The organism is Paraburkholderia sp. NPDC080076, from assembly GCF_050281145.1.
In the GTDB taxonomy this organism is placed as follows: Bacteria; Pseudomonadota; Gammaproteobacteria; order Burkholderiales; family Burkholderiaceae; genus Paraburkholderia.
The window spans coordinates 948,703-965,491 of sequence record NZ_JBNNWQ010000002.1 but is presented as its reverse complement, the minus strand read 5'-3'; the positions used below and the strand labels follow the sequence as shown (position 1 = coordinate 965,491).

Below are 16,789 nucleotides of genomic sequence, written 5' to 3'. Positions count from 1 at the left end.
TCTGTTACTGGGCCGCCGGCGCTGCCGCCGGCAACTTCGGTGCAACCGTTACCGGCTGCGCAAGCTTTTGCAGCAACGGCTTGGAGCCGGCTGCGTCGTCCGACAAGGTGGTCGTGGTGGAGTCGTCATGGTTCAGCGCCTCCTCCGACTTCTTGTTCAGCACGATGATGCTGATGCGGCGGTTCTCCGGATCCATCGGGTCCGCCTTGTTCAGGTTTTGCGTCGACGCGAGGCCGAGCACGCGCATGACCTTCGCTTCGTCCATGCCGCCGGCGATCAGCTCGCGGCGCGACGCGTTGGCGCGGTCCGCGGACAGTTCCCAGTTGCTGTAGCCCTTCTCGCCGCCGGCGTACTGCGCGGCGTCGGTGTGGCCCTGCACGATGATGCGGTTCGGCACGTCGTTCAGCGTGTGGCCGATTTCGCGCAGAATGTCGCGCATATATGGCTCGACCTGGTCTTTCGCAGTCGCGAACATGGGCCGCTTCTGCGAGTCGACGATTTCGATGCGCAAGCCGGTCAGCGTGGAGTCGATGCGGATCTGCTGCTTGAACTGGCGCAGCACCGGATTCGCTTCGATCGCGGCCATCAGCTTGACCTGCAGATCGTGCAGGCGGACCTGCTCGCGACGTTCCAGCTCGCCCTGCAACTGCTTCATCGAATCTTCGTTGTTGTGCGAGACGCTGCGCTCGGAGCGGTTGTTCGAACCGTCGGTGGAGCGCGTCACGCCTTGCGCGTCGGTCGAGATATCGCGGCCGCCGCCCTTCAGAATGCTCGAGTCCTCGGCGCTGCGGTCGCCGCCCCACAACGTGATCTTCAACGGCTGGTTGAAGTAATCGGCAATGCCCTTCAACTGCACCGTGGAGGCCGAGCTCAGCAGCCACATCAGCAGGAAGAACGCCATCATCGCGGTCATGAAGTCCGCATACGCGAGCTTCCAGGCGCCGCCGTGGTGACCTTTCTTGGCCGGCGCGGAGCGCTTGACGACAATGGCGCGGTCTTTGTCCTTGCTCATCGGTTCGGTTCCCGGCGCCCTTTACTTGGCCTTGACGCGGCGCACGTGCTCTTCCAGCTCGGCGAACGACGGGCGTTCGGTCGAGAAGAGCACCTTGCGGCCGAACTCGACGGCAATCGCCGGCGCGTAACCGTTCAGGCTGGCCAGAATCGTCACCTTGATGCACTGGAACATCTTGGTCGACTCGGTCACGCGCTGTTCGGCGACGCTCGCGAGCGGCCCGATCAGCCCGTACGAAAGCAGAATCCCGAGGAAGGTGCCGACCAGCGCCTGGGCGATCATCTCGCCGAGCACGGCGGGCGGCTTGTCGGCCGAGGCCATGGTGTGCACCACGCCCATCACCGCGGCCACGATCCCGAACGCCGGCATCGCGTCGCCGACCTTGGTCAGCGCGTGAGCGGGCGCTTCGCCTTCCTGGTGATGCGTCTCGATCTCCTCGTCCATCAGGCTTTCGATCTCGAACGCGTTCATGTTGCCGCCCACCATCAGACGCAGGTAGTCGGTCAGGAATTCGATGATGTGATGGTCGGCGAGAATCTTCGGGTATTGGGTGAAGATCGGACTCTTCGACGGATCGTCGATGTCCGCTTCCAGCGTCAGCGTGCCTTCCTTGCGCGCCTTGGCCAGCAGGACGTAGAGGAGCGCCATCAGCTCCATATAAACGTCCTTGTTGTACTTCGCGCCCTTGAACAGGGTTGGAATGACGCGCAGCGTGGCCTTGATCGTCTTCATTCCGTTACCCAGAATGAATGCGCCGACGCCGGCGCCGACGATCATCAGCACTTCAACGGGCTGCAGCAGCGCGCCGAGATGGCCGCCTTCCAGCGCGTAACCGCCGAAAACGGACAAAAGCGTCACGAGTGTTCCCACGAAAATCAGCACTGCCGAGCCCTCACAAAGAAGCGACGGTGACCGTCGTTAATCTGGTTTACGGCAACGAAGCGGAAAACTTTGGCGGAAAAGCGGCTCGTCGCTCCGGTGTAAACCAGAGGCGGATGCGGCCGGTCCGGCTGGACCGGGCGTCGCGCGGGCGGGCTGGAAGGCCCGCCGCAGGGGAGATGGAAGGCGCACCGCGCACCGGCGGCCGCGTTCCGGGTCAAGCTTCGAGGGCGGCGAGGCTCTCGCGGGCCCGGGCGTCGGCAAATTTCTTTGTCTTACCGGCGCGCGAGGGCGGCTGGCACAGGCCGCAGACGAATGCGTGCTGCGGATCGTGCGCATGCGCGACAAAATGTCCGCCGCAGCGGCAGCAGGCGGTCATTTGCAGCATCCCGGAGTCGAAAAAGCGCACCAGCGTCCAGGCGCGCGTGAGACTGAGCACGGGCTCGTCGTCGTGCAACTGGACGTGTTCCAGGTACAGCCGGTAGCTCTTCACGATCGACTGGATCGTCAGGCAGCCGCCATGATCGGCCATGAACCGGTAAATGTTGTAGAACAGCGATGAGTGAAAGTTCGGCTGCCAGGTCATGAACCAGTCGGTCGAAAAGGGCAACATACCCTTGGGCGGCGAGACCCCTTTCAGTTCTTTATATAGCTTGATGAGCCGGTCGCGCGACAGGCTGGTTTCCGCTTCCAGCAATTGCAAACGCGCGCCAAGCTCGATCAGTTCGATCGCCAGGGTAATTTCCCTGACTTCGAGCACAACACTTTTATAGGCCATCCGTTTGCGTTTTCCCCGTCCTGATCGCTTTGTTTGGAATGCAACGTGCCATCAGCCGAGTTGCTCGACTGGCTGGCTTGCCATCAGGATCGCGGAATGCGCCTGAGCCACGGCGCTGGATTTGCCTTTGTCCGCCAGAGCGGACAGCACGGCATGGTCGTCGAAACGGAAACGGCACAACACCTGATTGGACGCCGCCAGCTTGACGGTCTGCGCCAACGACAGATTGGCGAGCACATCGGCTAACTGGTCCGAAATCCCCATGCGAAACATGCCCATCGGCTTGTCTTCGCGCAGCAGTCGCTGGGCGAGCAGGAGATAAGACAGGTTAACTTCTCTGATCTCATTGAGCATATCGCTTGTCGCGCTCATGATTCCCCCGGGGTGTATCTGGCTGGTCAGGCCGTTACGGAAACGTTTGCTCGAACGCGCGCACTGAAACCGCACGAATCGGCTCGTTTCTGGTCTTGCGAGCATTGTGGCGAAAGGGGGAGCGGACGAAAATCGGACAGACACCCAGCCTTATTGACGGATTAATCCGTCATTCGTGTAGGAATTTTTCCTACAAAGGCGGGTCGGAGAGGGCTTGATGGAACCCCATAGGCGCAATTTAGAAACTTTCCGTGCGCATCGATGAGGTTGCTGGCAATGATGTGAACTAAATGGTGAGTCTGATTGACTCACGGTCCGCACCGTGCAGCGGTGAGGAAGAATTATAAGACGTTTTCACTTCTCTGCAACACGCCGCGTGTAGGGGCCGATCTCCACCGCCCGGGCCCGCGCCTTGCTGATGGCTTTGCAGCGTCCGAATATACGACCGGCGATTTCTCCCGATTATCGGGATGGCCGTTCCGACGACCTGTAACGGGTCATGTTTCGCGCTGTAACAACATTAAGCGTTTGAAAAATAACTCGAATTAGCGCGGCCGATCCCGATAATGAAGCTAAGGGATTACCCGATGCAGGTTCGGAGCACCCCCGGGCGGCGGCTTACCGCGCCCAACCGTCCGTCAGGCATTCGCTCCTCGCTCGACTCGAGCGCCGCTGTGCGATGCCGTTCTGATTAGGAGAAAACGCATGCGAATCGCACAAATTGCGCCGTTGTATGAAGCTGTCCCGCCGAAACTTTATGGTGGCACCGAACGCGTCGTGTCGTATCTGACCGAGGCACTGGTCGACCTCGGCCATGACGTCACGCTGTTTGCGAGCGGCGACTCGGTTACTTCGGCCAACCTCGACGCCTGCTGGCCTCGTGCGCTGCGTCTCGATCCGACGATCCGCGACGCGCTCGCTCCGCACGTCCTGATGATGGAAAAGGTGCGCAAGGTGGCGCATGAGTTCGACGTGCTGCACTTTCACCTCGACTACATGCCGTTCCCGCTCTTCACCACGATGGACACGCCGTTCGTGACGACGCTGCACGGCCGCCTCGACTTGCCGGAACTGCAACCGGTGTTCGATGCTTTCTCCAACGTGCCGGTGGTCTCGATTTCCGATTCGCAACGCGCGCCGCTACCGCAAGCGAATTGGCTCAACACGGTTTACCACGGTTTGCCGGAGCAGCTGCTCACGCCGCAAACGCATAAGAAGCCGGAATACCTGGCGTTCCTCGGCCGTATTTGTCCCGAGAAGCGCGTCGATACAGCTATCAAGATCGCTGCACAAAGCGGTTTGCCGCTGAAGATCGCCGCTAAGGTGGACAAGGTCGACCAGGAATACTTCAAGCGTGAAATCGAGCCGCTGCTGTCGCAGGCGCATGTGGAGTTCGTCGGCGAGATCAATGAAGCGCAGAAGCCCGAGTTTCTTTCCGGCGCCAAGGCGTTGCTGTTCCCGATCGACTGGTCGGAGCCGTTCGGCCTCGTGATGATCGAGTCGATGGCGTGCGGTACGCCGGTGATCGCGTTCAACCGCGGTTCGGTGCCGGAAGTGATCGACCACGGCGTGACGGGTTACATCGTTGAGGACGTGCAGGGCGCGGTCGCGGCGCTGCAACGCCTGGACGAACTGTCGCGCACCGAAATCCGGGCCCAGTTCGAACGCCGCTTCAGCTCGAAGACGATGGCTCAGAATTACGTGGATGGCTATTCGGCACTGATCGAAGCCACGCGCCGCCCGGTGTTGCGTCAAGTCGCAGTGGGCTAAACGCCGAGCTAAGCGGCTGGGCACTTTCGCTCAGCCGCTTGAGTAACGAAATCCGCCGCGTACGACGTTTCCGATTTGTAGGTCAATAGTGAGTCAATTCGTCGTGTGAATCGTTTGCGCGAGCGGTAATTTCAGGTTATCCCGCTTCTTTGTCCAGAAAAGCCGCCCCTCAAGGGCGGCTTTTTTAATACGGGCATGGATGCGCTTCCATCGCCGATTAGCGCTCAGCGAATAAAGACCGAGTACCAATAAACCTTCAGTTGGCTTTCGTCGCGACCGGCAATCGGCTCATGCAGCACCAATCAGAAAGCGCTCGCGATTCTTACCGACGATCCATTTGGGCGGTTTGCCGCGCCCGCTCCACGTATTGCCCGACTTCGGATCCTGATATTTCGCCGGCAGCGGCGCCTTCTTGGGCGGGCGGCCGCGCTTGGCGGCGACGGCAAAACCGAGGTCCTGAGCCGTCAGACCGTATTCAGCGATCTTTTGGCGGATGTCGGCGACCACATTGTCGATTTCAGTACGGCGCGCTTCTTCTGCTTGTGCCTGCAATTTGGCGATCTGCGCCTTGAGGTCTGCATATTGAGACATTCCGGTTCTCCCCTTTTCTAGAACTCATTGGCTCGCAGACTAACTGCAATTATAAAAATTCGCAATGGACAAGAATACCGATTTAGCAAGATATCCTCTGATAATTATTAAGACCGGTGAATTGTAAAACGGTATCTTTATCTCGCAATAAAAAGGTAAAGGCGACACCACATTGACAATTCTTGACACCTGATTTGCCCGCCTTTCCCTAAAATTGCGCGTTCAAGGCATGCAGACGGACATAGCCGCGCGTGCTAGCGGAAGCCTCCATCTTTTTAGGATTACCAACCATGCAGTTGTCAAAGCGCCTCGCTGCCGAGTTGTTCGGCACCTTCTGGCTCGTGCTCGGGGGCTGCGGCAGCGCTGTCCTCGCCGCTAACTTCGCCGGCCCGGTTCATGGTCTGGGCATCGGCTTCGTGGGCGTGTCGCTCGCGTTCGGCCTGACCGTGCTGACCATGGCTTTTGCAATTGGCCACATTTCCGGCTGCCATCTGAATCCGGCGGTGAGCGTCGGCCTGACCATCGCCGGCCGCTTTCCGGCGCGCGATCTGCTGCCGTACATCGTCGCGCAAGTGATCGGCGCGGTGCTGGGTGCGCTGGTGCTGTCGCTCATCGCATCGGGCAAACCCGGGTTCGATCTCGTCGCCAGCGGCTTCGCCAGCAACGGCTATGGCGAGCGCTCGCCCGGCCACTACTCGCTCGCCGCGGCATTCATTTGCGAAGTGGCGATGACCGGCTTCTTCCTCTTCGTCATTCTAGGCGCGACCGACAAGCGCGCGCCCGCCGGCTTCGCACCGATCGCCATTGGCCTGTGCCTCACGCTGATTCACCTGATCTCGATCCCGGTGACCAACACGTCGGTGAACCCGGCGCGTTCGACCGGCCCGGCGCTCTTCGTCGGCGGTGCGGCGATGGATCAGTTGTGGCTGTTCTGGGTTGCGCCGATCCTCGGCGCAGTGATTGCAGGCGTGTTGTACCCGGTCATCGCTGAAAGCCGCAGCGGCAGTTCGCAGAAGCTGGCGCTCGACTGATTCTCGCGCGCGGTCATTCGGGCAAACAAAGCGGGCGCTACGGCGCCCGCTTTGTTTTGTGGCGGAAGCGTAAGCACCTCGATATCGCGCCGATGGCTTATTCGTGCCCGCAGTAGAATCGTGCGACTTCCCAAGCTCGTACAGGTGCCACCTATGAAGCGTTTCCGCGGATTTCTGCATGGCGTCGCACTCTCCATCGGCGGCTTGTGCGCGGGTGTGCTGGCGCTACCCACCGCGCATGCGGCCGACCGCCAGACGGAAACGCTCGTGTTCGTGCGACACGGTGAGAAGCCTGCCCAGGGCTACGGACAACTCAACTGTCAGGGACTCAACCGCGCGCTGGCCTTACCGGCGGTGATCGCGGCCAAGTTCGGCAAACCGGATGCGATCTACGCACCCGATCCCGGCCAGCAAAAAGACGACGGCGGCAAGCCCTACTACTACATCCGGCCGCTTGCGACGATCGAGCCGACCGCCATCCAGTTCCAGATGCCGGTGCAAACGCCCTATGGTTTCGCTCAGATCGACCAGCTCGGCACCGCGCTCGTCAATCCGGCCAATCGCAACAAGCTGATTGTCGTGGCGTGGGAACACAAGCTGATCGTGAAGCTATTGCGCCAGATGCTGAGCGCGCATGGCGGCAATGCCGCCGATGTTCCGAACTGGAAGAGCGACGACTTCGACAGTATCTATGTTGTTCGCCTCGACTGGCAAAGCGGCACAGCGCACGCCAGCTTCAAACATGATCGTCAGGGGCTGGATGGACGCGCGACCGACTGCCCTTGCGCGGCACTGCCGGGCGCGTCGGCGGCGACCGGATCCCCGGCTTCCTCGAGTGCGGCAAATTAAACGGGTAATACAGATGTAAGCCGCAATTACGCAGGCGGCCATCAGATTTGGGTAAAGCGTGGTGCCGGGCGCGCTTCGCCACGGCGCAAAGCGCCGCGAATCCTTATGCACCAGTGCTTTGACCGAACGGCGTGCGGCGCGCGACGTACTCACGTACGCCTGCTCACAGCTTTCAAAGCCTGCGACGATGCTTGCAGTCCGTAACATCTGGTCGCAGTACCCATCGACGGGAATGCGTAGATTGATCCTGTGCGACAAACATACGTCGCCTCACAGGAGAACAAACATGAAACGCATCGTCACTCACTTGCTGGTTGCTGCAGGACTCGCGGCGGGCGCATGCGGTGTCGCGCAAGCGCATACGGATCTGAACATCGGCCTGTCGCTCGGCGCACCGGTTTATACGCGTCCGGCCCCGGTCTACGTGGCGCCGCAGCCGGTCTACTACCGCAACGGCGGCTGGGACCACCGCTACGATCGCGGTGACTATTATCGCGGCGACCATCGATATGATCGCAACTGGAATCACAATGACCGCGGCTGGGGCCACGATAACCGGGGCGACCATGGCGACCGCCGTGGCGGATGGCACGGGTAATTTTCCTGGTGCGACTGACGGCGGCAAATGAGGCGGCTTGCCGGCCTTGATAGACCTCGGCGGCGCAACGCCGTCGACAGCAGCCTGAGCCACCAGACGTGCCGCTCAAAGAAACGGCCCGCGTCCATGAAAATCGACGCAGGCCGTTTCCATTTCCACTCAGGACATCAGTTCGTCGTCGAGCGAGAAGAGCTTGCGCAAATGGTGTGCGACGCCCGCTTCAAAGTTGTTGCCAATGCGCGGCACGTTTGGCAGGCGCGTCATGAGGTCGGGATTGGCGTTGTTCATCATGAACGGATGGCCGGCCGTCTCCAGCAGATCGATGTCGTTCATGTTGTCGCCGAAAGCGACGCATTGCGAGGCATCGACGCCGAGGCGCTCGAGCACGATCTGCAACGCGCGGCCCTTCGATACGTTTGCCGTCATCACTTCCAGACAGTCCGGCAGCGAATAGGTCACGTACAGTGCGTCGCCGAATTCGCGTGCGAGATTCGTCGAGACCTGCGCGAGATCAGCGGGCTCGCCGATATAGAGGGCCTTCGCGATGTCGACGCCGTCGTGTTTCGGCAAATCGGTCACTTCGTAGGTGAAGCCCGAATCCTGGTGAAACTTCAGCAGATCCGGCGCGTCGCGGTCGATCAGCCACGCCTGATCGGCGAACAGGTTGACGATCACGCGACCATGCGCGCCAGCGATTTCCGGCAGCACCAGTTTTTGCACAATGGCCGGAGGCAGGTCGTCCGCGTGGATCACCGTGTTGTCCGGCGCGTGGATGCGCGCGCCATTCGATGTAATCAGATACGGACTGATGCCCAGCACGTCGCGAATACCGGCGACATCGCAATAATGGCGACCCGTTGCAATCACGAACCGCAGCCCGTCGCTTTCAAGTTTGCGCACGGTGGCGACCGTGAACGGGTCCACCTGGTGATCCGCGTTGAGCAGCGTGCCGTCGAGATCCGTGGCGATGACTTTGTACATAGTTTGAGCAGGCGGGCAGCGTCGAAGCTGCGTATTTTACCGTTGCCGGCCGCGTTCGCCGGAACGCGCCGGTCATACCGGCGATTTTTCAGCCGTAATCACACGATTCGCACACGCCGCGACTCGCCGTTTTCAGCCGCCGACTCGGAGCGCTTCACGCTGCGCCAATTGCAAGCCGCCGTGCGCGGAGTCTGCCAGCGGCTCGCGTAAGCGCGCCTGATAGATCTGCGGCACGTACTCGCGCAACGGTGCGCCAAGGCCGCCGCACAACGCGACCGGCAGGCTCGCCGACGGGTCCAGTGCGGCGATCATCTTGCCCACTTCGACGCCTGCCTCGCCGAGCAAGCGCGCCGCGAACGGATGCGTGCGGTGGGCGATGACGATCGGCGCGAGCCTCGCATAAGCTGTCTGATTCGCTTCGCAGAGCCAGACGACGAGACTGTCGCGGTCGTGCGCGCCGGTGTGGGCGACCAGCGCCTCGGCCAGATCGTCGTGAGTGCCACGACCGTCGAGCGCTTGCTGTGCGTGCACGATGGCCCGCAGTCCGAGCCACGCGCCGCTCGCTTCGTCGCCCGATGGGAATCCGTAGCCACTCACCTGGCGGCATTCGCCCTCGCCATCCAGCACGGCCGCGACGCTGCCGGTGCCGAGCGCGACAATCACACCATGCGCGCCGCCGTGCGCGCCCAGCAAAGTGGTATAGGCGTCGCTTTCCACGGCGAGTCCCGCTAGCGCGGGCGCTTGCGCGCGAAACGCGGCCAACCAGTCGCGATTGTTGACGCCCGCCAATCCGCAGCCGAGGACGCAGCGCGACCAGTCCAGCGTCATGCCCGCACTTGCAAATGCTTCGCTGCAGCCGGCCGCGATGGCCTGCCATGCACGTTCGACGCCAAGTCCCAAACCCGACGGCCCGCTTGCCGCCTGCGCCAGTTCGCGGCCTTGCGCGTCGCCGAGCACGACCCGCGTGCCGCTACCGCCGCCGTCAATGCCGATCAGAAAGAAGTCTTTGTTCATGGAATCGAGTGAGTTCCGTGGATGAATAGCGCATAGCGTGGCAGGTCGGTTTCAATCCGGCAATTAGCCGAATGGCCAGCTTGCAGTGCGCACGGCTTCGGCTATGCTGGCGGGCGACATCACAACGCAGGAGCGCGACAGTGACACAGCGATGCAACTGGGTATCGAGCGAAGCGCTCGCACAGTATCACGACGCCGAATGGGGCGTACCCTCGCGCGACGACCAGCATCTGTTCGAGATGCTCGTGCTGGAAGGCGCTCAGGCCGGCTTGTCGTGGTCGACGATTCTTAACAAACGGGCCGGCTATCGCCGCGCTTTTGCGGACTTCGACATCGCCAAGGTTGCGCGCTTTACGCCGAAGCACGTCGAGGCGCTGGTGAAGGACGAAAGTATCGTACGCCATCGCGGCAAGATCGAAGCGGCCATTACCAACGCCCGAGCCGTCCAGCAGATTCAGGCCGAGCACGGATCACTGGCCAACTTCGTCTGGTCGTTCGTCGATCAGACGCCGATCCAGAACGACTGGGCTTCGTACAAGCAGGCACCTGCATCGACCGACATTTCGGATGCGCTGAGCAAGGGGCTAAAGCGCTATGGCTGCAAGTTCGTCGGCTCGACGATCTGTTATGCGTTCATGCAGGCGGTCGGCATGGTGAACGACCACGAGGCGAGTTGCATGTGCCGCGCGCGATGCGCGGCGCTTGGCAAGAAAGGACGTAATCGCAAAGCGGGCTGAGGCGACCCGGGTTCACCAGCGCTTAGTGCCGCTGTTCTAACAAAGGACGGCGGCTCAGGGAAAGTCCCAAGCGACGCAGCGGGTGTCCGGTCATTACCTCGCTACGCAAGGCCTGGAGGACGAGAACACGACGCCGGATTCCTCGCCATGCACCCATTCGGTAAAGCCCTGCTGCGCTTCTGGGGCATCTCGGTCGTTATACGGTTATGAGTTGCGGCTGCGGCAGTCGACGGGCCCTGCGACATGGGGAGCATTGCGAAAAACAAGCCAAATTCGGGAATTGACGGCTTTTCGCCTTGCTAGTCCGGGCTTCGCCGAATGGAGCACGCCCGATACTGCTAGTCGTGCGCTCAAACAACGAATAACCGCTGCGTAACGCGTGGGAGACCAACCATGAAAACTCTTAACTTTGTGACGCATCAGGAGATTTTCGATCAGGCCGTGGGGCACTTGCTGGGCCAGAAGCGCGCCGCGCTGCTACCGCGCGGCGGCGGGGCTTATCGAGGCTATTGCGGCGGCTGCCCGGTCGGCAGCTTCATCAAGCCGCGCGACTACATGACCGCGATGGAAGGTATTCCGGTGCGCTTCATCGGCAAAACGCCGGCTGAGATGCCCGCATATATGGACGTCGGCGTGTCGGCGCTGAAGAAGGCGCTGCTGCGTTCCCGCATCAACGTGTACGACCCGGCGACCGTCGATCTGCTCAGTTGCCTGCAAAACGTGCACGACGTATTCGGCACTTGGGAATGGCTCGAGCGTCTGGGCTCGATTGCCCGCCAGTTCGGCCTGTCCGCTGATCGGCTGAAGAGCGCGGCGTAAGCCGGAGACAGCTGCGGTGCCGCTCTACGGCGTCGCAGCGCCCACCGTCAATCCTCCGCGCAGCACACCCCAGGTCGCGCAGCCCGCATTGACCTGAGCGATCCACCTGACGCCCAAAAAGCAAAACGGCGATGTGGCTTCTTTCGAAGCTCACACCGCCGTTCGGCCGTGCGGAAAAAGCGTGCTTAGTGCAGCTTCTTCGGCAGCATCTGGCTGCGCAGGCGCTTGTGCAGGCGCTTCACAGCAGCAGCCTTCTTGCGCTTACGTGCCGTGGTCGGCTTTTCGTACGATTGGCGCTCACGCAGTTCAGCGATCAGGCCATTCTTTTCGATTGCGCGACGAAAGCGGCGAATCGCCACTTCGAACGGCTCGTTTTCTTTCAGAAGAATCGTCGTCATTTAATTCCTAACTCAATCACTTGATAGGGGTAAATTGCGTGGCGGCATACCGCTCACGCGCCGGCCCTCCGGTCGTCTCAGTTCATGGCCAGTAACAGGCAAACGCGGGCAGAACCCGGCCAAACCACGAATGAAACGAGAGGCAAAGCGGCCACGGAGGCCGGAAAAGAGAGGTGGGGAGTTCACCGCGGAACGCGGACAGACATAATGCAAAAGCCGCGTCTGCTGCCGTTTCGCCAACCTTTCATCAACAAAGAAACATTGACGAAACAGGCAAAGATCTCAATTCACTCCCGATGATATCAGGAAACTCTCCATCCTACCAGGGGTTTAGGGATTGCGCCAGGTCACCTTTCGCGCGCTCAGGCGCTCGCTTCGTCGAGTTCGCGGACATCGGCGCCCGTCAGCATCAGATGAACCGCCGCCGCGAGGCTCTTGAGCTGATCGATCGACGTCGCGCTGGCAATAGGGGCCGTAACGCTGGGCCGCGCGATCAACCATGCCAGCGCGACGGTGGCCGGCGTGCTGCCATGCGCGTCGGCAACCCGGTCTAGCGCGTCGAGAATCCGCAAACCGCGTTCGTTCAGATATTTTTCGACCCGGCTGCCGCGCGCCTTATTGGCCAGATCGGCCTGCGAGCGGTACTTGCCGGACAGAAAGCCGCTCGCCAGGCTGTAGTACACCACCACGCCGAGCTGATTGGCGAGCGCCACCGGTTCGATGTCGCGCTCGTATTCCGCGCGGTCATACAGGTTGTACTCCGGCTGCAGCAGCTGATATTCGGGCAGGCCATGCTGGCGCGACACGGCGAGCGCCTCCTCGACCCGCGCGCCGCTGTAGTTCGATGCACCGATCACGCGTACCTTGCCCGCCTCGATCAGCTTCTGATATGCGCCAAGTGTTTCGGCGAGCGGCGTTTCGGTGTCGTCGTCGTGAGAAAAGTAGACGTCGATGTAATCGGTTTGCAAGCGCCGCAGCGAATCCTCGACCGCTGCCTGAATGTTGGGCGCCGACAGTCCCTTGCGCAGCGGATGCTTCGAAACCTTGGTGGCGAGCACGATCTTGTCGCGCTTGCCGCTCCGACGGAACCACTTACCGATGATGGTTTCCGATTCGCCGCCCTGGTTGCCGGGCACCCACGCGGAATAGACATCGGCGGTATCGATAAAGTCGAGACCGGCATCGACAAACGCATCCAGAATCGAAAACGAGGTGGCTTCATCGGCGGTCCAGCCGAAAACATTGCCGCCGAACATAAGCGGCGCGACCTGTAATTCCGAACGCCCAATCCTGCGCTTTTGCATGATTTCTCCAGGGTTTGTCACAAGAGAAAAAGAGAATACGCCGTCTTTTCAATACCTGCAGTGCGTCCGCCGATCAAGGCTGCAAGCGGCTTTCAGCGGCATTGCAATAAACCAGCATGGAAAACGTTTGGCTTGCCATTGCACAAAGTTCCTCAAGTTTTTTTAAGGGACGCCGTCAACCTTCACTGAGGCGGCCAGCAATGAACGAGTGCTTCCGCCGATGCCAACGTGGCGTATTGGGCTCAAGGCTTATTTAGGAGATTTTCCATGCTCGGAATCAATAGCAACATCAACTCGCTGGTTGCACAGCAAAACCTTAATGGCTCGCAAAGCGCCCTTTCGCAAGCCATCACCCGCCTGTCGTCGGGCAAGCGCATCAACAGCGCGGCTGACGATGCAGCAGGTCTGGCAATCTCGACGCGTATGCAAACGCAGATCAACGGCCTGAACCAGGGCGTGTCGAATGCGAATGACGGCGTGTCGATGATTCAAACCGCATCGAGCGCACTGTCCTCGCTGACCTCCAGCCTGCAACGTATCCGTCAGCTGGCTGTGCAAGCATCGACCGGCTCGCTGTCGTCGAGCGACCAGGCAGCGCTGCAGAAGGAAGTTTCGGCGCAGATCGCTGAAGTGAACCGTATCGCATCGCAAACGACGTACAACGGCACGAACATTCTGGACGGCTCGGCAGGCAGCGTGACGTTCCAGGTCGGCGCGAACGTCGGTCAGACGATCAGCCTGGACCTGAGCCAATCGATGTCGGCAGCGAAGATCGGTGGCGGCCTGGTGCAAACGGGTCAAACGGTCGGCACGATCGCCGTCAGCCTGAATGCATCGGGCGCATACACGAGCACCGGCGCGACGATCACGTCGATCAACGTGCTGTCGGACGGCAAGGGCGGCTACACCTTCACCGACCAGAACAACACGGCGATCACGTCGGGCGTCTCCAGCGCGATTTTCACCGCAGGCACGGCCGCTGGCACGGGCACCGCCGTGACCAACCTGACGCTGAGCGCATCGGCAGTGACGACGGCAGGCGCAGGTTCCGCGGCAGCCGTCGCAGCAGTGGCTCAGATCAACGCGATCAACAACCCGCCGACGGTTTCGGGCCTCGACATCAGCACGGTCACGGGCGCGAACGAAGCGATGGTCTCGATCGACAACGCACTGCAGACCGTGAATACGCTGCAAGCTGCACTGGGCGCCGCGCAAAACCGCTTCACCGCAATCTCGACGTCGCAGCAAGCTGAATCGACCGACCTGTCGTCGGCACAATCGCAAATCACGGACGCCAACTTCGCACAAGAAACGGCGAACCTGAGCAAGGCGCAAGTGCTGCAACAAGCTGGTATCTCGGTGTTGGCGCAAGCTAACTCGAACCCGCAGCAAGTTCTGAAGCTCCTGCAGTAAGAGCTGACGCGGTAACGGCGATGCGCCGCGCGCATGCGGGGCGCATCGCCGGGTTTCAAGCAACGGGAGGCATGCCTCCCGCTGTGCATTTCCGTCACTTAGTGATGTAGCATCGCGCACCACCCAATACAGATTTCCAGACGCCCGGAGCCTCTGCATGTCCTCGATCTCAACTTCGTCTTCTACAGCTAGCGCCAACGCCGCGCTGCAGTCGGCTGCTCAATCGATCATCAGCGGCTCGACGGGCAATTCGTCGATGGACGTGTCGACGCTCGTCACGGCACTCGTGAACGCAAAGGTCGCCGGGCAAGCCTCGGCTCTGGCGGCACAGCAAACCAGCGACAGCACCACGCTGTCGGCGTATGGCGCACTGAGTTCCGCGCTCAGCGCATTGCAGTCGGGCATCACGAATCTCGCCAACGGCAACACGCTGGCGACGTTCGCGGCGACCGCAAGCGGCACCGGGCTGACCGCGACAGCGGGCGTCGGCGCCGTGGCCGGCAGCTATTCGATCGCCGTGACCCAGATCGCCAGCTCGCAAGCCCTGTCGTCGGCAGCCTTCGGCTCCACGACGCAACTGGGCACCGGCACGCTGTCGATCTCGATGAACGGCAAGTCGATGGATATCAACGTCGACAGCACCAACAACACGCTGTCGGGCATCGCGTCGGCGATCAATGCGAGCAGCAGCAACCCCGGCGTCACGGCAACGATCGTGACCGGCACGGACGGCGCTCACCTTGTGCTGCGCGCGGCGAACACCGGGGCGGCCAACGTCATCAACGTCTCGACCAGCAACATCACCAGCGACACCGGCCTGTCGAGCCTCGGCGTGACGTCGACCGCCAGCACCACGGGCGGCCAGTCGACCATTACGTCGGCCAATTCGGGCAGCGCCTGGACGCAGAGCGGCTTCGCACAGGACGCGGAGTACACGATCGGCGGAATCGCGGGCAGCAGTTCCAGCAACGCGGTGACCGGCGCTATTTCGGGCGTGACGATCAACCTGACGGCGGCGGCCGTGGGCACGCCCGCGGGCACCCCGCAGATGCTGACCATTGCGCAGGACACCACCGCGCAGAACACCGCGATCAACAATTTCGTGAGCCTGTACAACACCGTCGTGACGACGATGTCCACGCTCACGTCGTTCAGCTCCGGCTCGACGTCGCAAGGGCCGCTGTTGGGCGACTCCACGCTGCAGACGATCAAGAACACGCTGGCCAACATAGTCGGAGGCTCGGTCGGCTCGGGCAGCACCGGCACCACGCTGGCGGCGATCGGCATCACGCTGAAGGACGATCCGGCCGACGGCACGATGGTGGTCGACAACAACGCGCTGAACACTGCGCTGACGAGCAGCCCGGCCACGGTCGCGTCGCTCTTCAACTCGACCAACGGCATTGCCGAGCAGTTGAACGCCAGCATCACCACGTTCACGCAAACCGGCGGCATCATCGACACGCGCAACACCGCGCTGAACGCCGACCTGAAGAGCATCACCACGCAACAAACCGCGCTCGCCGACTACACGACACAACTGACGAACCAGTATCAGGCGCAGTTCACCGCCCTGAACACGCTGATGGCGACCATGAACAACAATTCGCAATACCTGACCGCTCTGTTCGGCGGCACCAACAGCGCGGGCGCGCTGGCCACGAACAAGAGCTAAGCCATGGACGCGCACAACATGAACCAGACGGAATTGGTCGAGCGCGTGCTCTCCATCACGCGCGAAATCGAGCAGGCGGCCTCGCTGGCGGATTGGCCGGAAGCCGCCCGCCTGACCGAAACGCGCTCGCCGCTGCTGATGTCGCTCAGCGCGGATCAGGAACCGGGCGCGCTGGACATGATCCGTCAGATCCAGGCGATCGACGCGGCGCTGCTTGCGGACGCGGCAGTCACCCAGAACGAACTGCATATCGAGTTCGAAGCGGCGATGGGGCGCACCAAGGCCGCCGGCGAATACCAGCGGATGGCCCGCCTGTAAAAATCACCCGGAGCGGAGCCGCGCAAGGCGACATCCGCTCCCCCAAAGCCGGTTCAGCCGGCCGACCGAATAATAAGAACTACGTGCCGAAGTGAGGCACGCTCGTTCCCTCAGCCCGCCTCGTGCGGGCTTTTTTCTTGCCTTCCGGCTTTCCGCCACCCTCCTCCATACGCTAAACAGGCGGCTTTTTTACCGTCATCTCCGCGCATCGGAAAGACCGGCCTCGTCGCACAATTTCCTCCATAGAACA

The 16,789-nt window shown here is 61.4% G+C and carries 18 protein-coding genes; 9 read left to right on the top strand and 9 right to left on the bottom strand.

What is annotated here, in order from left to right:
• Positions 1-4: 4 nt before the first annotated feature.
• The 4 genes from motB to flhD form a co-directional block, all read right to left on the bottom strand.
• Entirely contained in the window at positions 5-1,012 is a 1,008-nt protein-coding gene (gene motB / locus ACQKRQ_RS11650; protein WP_132376580.1) for a flagellar motor protein MotB, read from the bottom strand.
• A gap of 21 nt (positions 1,013-1,033) precedes the next feature.
• Entirely contained in the window at positions 1,034-1,894 is an 861-nt protein-coding gene (gene motA, locus ACQKRQ_RS11645; RefSeq protein ID WP_013340867.1) for a flagellar motor stator protein MotA, read from the bottom strand.
• A gap of 214 nt (positions 1,895-2,108) precedes the next feature.
• Positions 2,109-2,669 (bottom strand): flagellar transcriptional regulator FlhC, encoded by a 561-nt coding sequence (gene flhC / locus ACQKRQ_RS11640; RefSeq protein ID WP_132376579.1) that lies wholly within the window; start codon positions 2,667-2,669, stop codon positions 2,109-2,111.
• A gap of 51 nt (positions 2,670-2,720) precedes the next feature.
• On the bottom strand, positions 2,721-3,041 hold the full coding sequence (gene flhD / locus ACQKRQ_RS11635; RefSeq protein WP_013589958.1) for a flagellar transcriptional regulator FlhD: 321 nt from the start codon (positions 3,039-3,041) through the stop codon (positions 2,721-2,723).
• A 705-nt stretch (positions 3,042-3,746) separates the two neighbouring features.
• Between flhD and ACQKRQ_RS11630 the strand changes: the two genes are divergently transcribed.
• Positions 3,747-4,811 carry a glycosyltransferase family 4 protein gene (locus ACQKRQ_RS11630; RefSeq protein WP_132376578.1) on the top strand — a complete coding sequence of 355 codons (1,065 nt, stop codon included), beginning with the start codon at positions 3,747-3,749 and terminating at the stop codon, positions 4,809-4,811.
• Positions 4,812-5,099: 288 nt separating this feature from the next.
• Here the strand turns inward: ACQKRQ_RS11630 and ACQKRQ_RS11625 are convergent, their stop codons facing one another.
• Positions 5,100-5,402, bottom strand: coding sequence for an H-NS family nucleoid-associated regulatory protein (locus tag ACQKRQ_RS11625; RefSeq protein ID WP_007179981.1), 303 nt, complete (start codon positions 5,400-5,402; stop codon positions 5,100-5,102).
• Between the two features lie 290 nt (positions 5,403-5,692).
• Between ACQKRQ_RS11625 and aqpZ the strand changes: the two genes are divergently transcribed.
• The 3 genes from aqpZ (at position 5,693) to ACQKRQ_RS11610 (ending at position 7,880) form a co-directional block, all read left to right on the top strand.
• Positions 5,693-6,433 (top strand): aquaporin Z, encoded by a 741-nt coding sequence (gene aqpZ / locus ACQKRQ_RS11620; protein WP_427477022.1) that lies wholly within the window; start codon positions 5,693-5,695, stop codon positions 6,431-6,433.
• Between the two features lie 153 nt (positions 6,434-6,586).
• Complete coding sequence (locus tag ACQKRQ_RS11615) at positions 6,587-7,282, top strand: histidine phosphatase family protein (protein ID WP_427477020.1); 696 nt, start codon at positions 6,587-6,589, stop codon at positions 7,280-7,282.
• Positions 7,283-7,568: 286 nt separating this feature from the next.
• Complete coding sequence (locus ACQKRQ_RS11610) at positions 7,569-7,880, top strand: PXPV repeat protein (RefSeq protein ID WP_132376575.1); 312 nt, start codon at positions 7,569-7,571, stop codon at positions 7,878-7,880.
• A gap of 159 nt (positions 7,881-8,039) precedes the next feature.
• Here ACQKRQ_RS11610 and ACQKRQ_RS11605 read toward each other — a convergent pair whose 3' ends face one another.
• Together ACQKRQ_RS11605 and ACQKRQ_RS11600 are read right to left on the bottom strand one after the other, a co-directional pair.
• Positions 8,040-8,861 (bottom strand): Cof-type HAD-IIB family hydrolase, encoded by an 822-nt coding sequence (locus tag ACQKRQ_RS11605; RefSeq protein WP_427477018.1) that lies wholly within the window; start codon positions 8,859-8,861, stop codon positions 8,040-8,042.
• A gap of 132 nt (positions 8,862-8,993) precedes the next feature.
• Positions 8,994-9,875, bottom strand: coding sequence for a BadF/BadG/BcrA/BcrD ATPase family protein (locus ACQKRQ_RS11600; RefSeq protein WP_427477016.1), 882 nt, complete (start codon positions 9,873-9,875; stop codon positions 8,994-8,996).
• A gap of 140 nt (positions 9,876-10,015) precedes the next feature.
• Here ACQKRQ_RS11600 and ACQKRQ_RS11595 point away from each other — a divergent pair, with 140 nt between their 5' ends.
• A complete protein-coding gene (locus ACQKRQ_RS11595) occupies positions 10,016-10,612 on the top strand; it encodes a DNA-3-methyladenine glycosylase I (protein WP_427477014.1) in 597 nt (198 codons plus the stop codon).
• A 393-nt stretch (positions 10,613-11,005) separates the two neighbouring features.
• Positions 11,006-11,431, top strand: a complete 426-nt coding sequence (locus tag ACQKRQ_RS11590) for a hypothetical protein (protein ID WP_132376571.1) — start codon at positions 11,006-11,008, stop codon at positions 11,429-11,431.
• A gap of 185 nt (positions 11,432-11,616) precedes the next feature.
• Here ACQKRQ_RS11590 and rpsU read toward each other — a convergent pair whose 3' ends face one another.
• The gene (gene rpsU / locus ACQKRQ_RS11585; RefSeq protein ID WP_006050883.1) at positions 11,617-11,829 is read right to left on the bottom strand and encodes a 30S ribosomal protein S21; all 213 of its coding nucleotides are present in this window, start codon (positions 11,827-11,829) and stop codon (positions 11,617-11,619) included.
• Positions 11,830-12,191: 362 nt separating this feature from the next.
• Positions 12,192-13,133, bottom strand: a complete 942-nt coding sequence (locus ACQKRQ_RS11580) for an aldo/keto reductase (RefSeq protein WP_427477011.1) — start codon at positions 13,131-13,133, stop codon at positions 12,192-12,194.
• A 267-nt stretch (positions 13,134-13,400) separates the two neighbouring features.
• Here ACQKRQ_RS11580 and ACQKRQ_RS11575 point away from each other — a divergent pair, with 267 nt between their 5' ends.
• From ACQKRQ_RS11575 to ACQKRQ_RS11565, 3 genes are all read left to right on the top strand, one after another.
• Positions 13,401-14,546 carry a flagellin gene (locus ACQKRQ_RS11575; protein WP_427477009.1) on the top strand — a complete coding sequence of 382 codons (1,146 nt, stop codon included), beginning with the start codon at positions 13,401-13,403 and terminating at the stop codon, positions 14,544-14,546.
• Positions 14,547-14,703: 157 nt separating this feature from the next.
• Positions 14,704-16,221 (top strand): flagellar filament capping protein FliD, encoded by a 1,518-nt coding sequence (gene fliD, locus ACQKRQ_RS11570; RefSeq protein WP_427477007.1) that lies wholly within the window; start codon positions 14,704-14,706, stop codon positions 16,219-16,221.
• Between the two features lie 3 nt (positions 16,222-16,224).
• Positions 16,225-16,539 (top strand): flagellar protein FliT, encoded by a 315-nt coding sequence (locus tag ACQKRQ_RS11565; protein WP_427477005.1) that lies wholly within the window; start codon positions 16,225-16,227, stop codon positions 16,537-16,539.
• Positions 16,540-16,789 lie beyond the last annotated feature (250 nt).

Coding starts and splice junctions, on each gene's coding strand:
- fliD (WP_427477007.1), top strand. CDS start 14,704: ATGTCCTCGATCTCAACTTCGTCTTCTACAGCTAGCGCCAACGCCGCG.
- rpsU (WP_006050883.1), bottom strand. CDS start 11,829: ATGACGACGATTCTTCTGAAAGAAAACGAGCCGTTCGAAGTGGCGATT.
- flhD (WP_013589958.1), bottom strand. CDS start 3,041: ATGAGCGCGACAAGCGATATGCTCAATGAGATCAGAGAAGTTAACCTG.
- ACQKRQ_RS11625 (WP_007179981.1), bottom strand. CDS start 5,402: ATGTCTCAATATGCAGACCTCAAGGCGCAGATCGCCAAATTGCAGGCA.
- ACQKRQ_RS11605 (WP_427477018.1), bottom strand. CDS start 8,861: ATGTACAAAGTCATCGCCACGGATCTCGACGGCACGCTGCTCAACGCG.
- flhC (WP_132376579.1), bottom strand. CDS start 2,669: ATGGCCTATAAAAGTGTTGTGCTCGAAGTCAGGGAAATTACCCTGGCG.
- aqpZ (WP_427477022.1), top strand. CDS start 5,693: ATGCAGTTGTCAAAGCGCCTCGCTGCCGAGTTGTTCGGCACCTTCTGG.
- ACQKRQ_RS11610 (WP_132376575.1), top strand. CDS start 7,569: ATGAAACGCATCGTCACTCACTTGCTGGTTGCTGCAGGACTCGCGGCG.
- ACQKRQ_RS11575 (WP_427477009.1), top strand. CDS start 13,401: ATGCTCGGAATCAATAGCAACATCAACTCGCTGGTTGCACAGCAAAAC.
- ACQKRQ_RS11580 (WP_427477011.1), bottom strand. CDS start 13,133: ATGCAAAAGCGCAGGATTGGGCGTTCGGAATTACAGGTCGCGCCGCTT.
- ACQKRQ_RS11615 (WP_427477020.1), top strand. CDS start 6,587: ATGAAGCGTTTCCGCGGATTTCTGCATGGCGTCGCACTCTCCATCGGC.
- ACQKRQ_RS11600 (WP_427477016.1), bottom strand. CDS start 9,875: ATGAACAAAGACTTCTTTCTGATCGGCATTGACGGCGGCGGTAGCGGC.
- ACQKRQ_RS11565 (WP_427477005.1), top strand. CDS start 16,225: ATGGACGCGCACAACATGAACCAGACGGAATTGGTCGAGCGCGTGCTC.
- ACQKRQ_RS11630 (WP_132376578.1), top strand. CDS start 3,747: ATGCGAATCGCACAAATTGCGCCGTTGTATGAAGCTGTCCCGCCGAAA.
- ACQKRQ_RS11590 (WP_132376571.1), top strand. CDS start 11,006: ATGAAAACTCTTAACTTTGTGACGCATCAGGAGATTTTCGATCAGGCC.
- motB (WP_132376580.1), bottom strand. CDS start 1,012: ATGAGCAAGGACAAAGACCGCGCCATTGTCGTCAAGCGCTCCGCGCCG.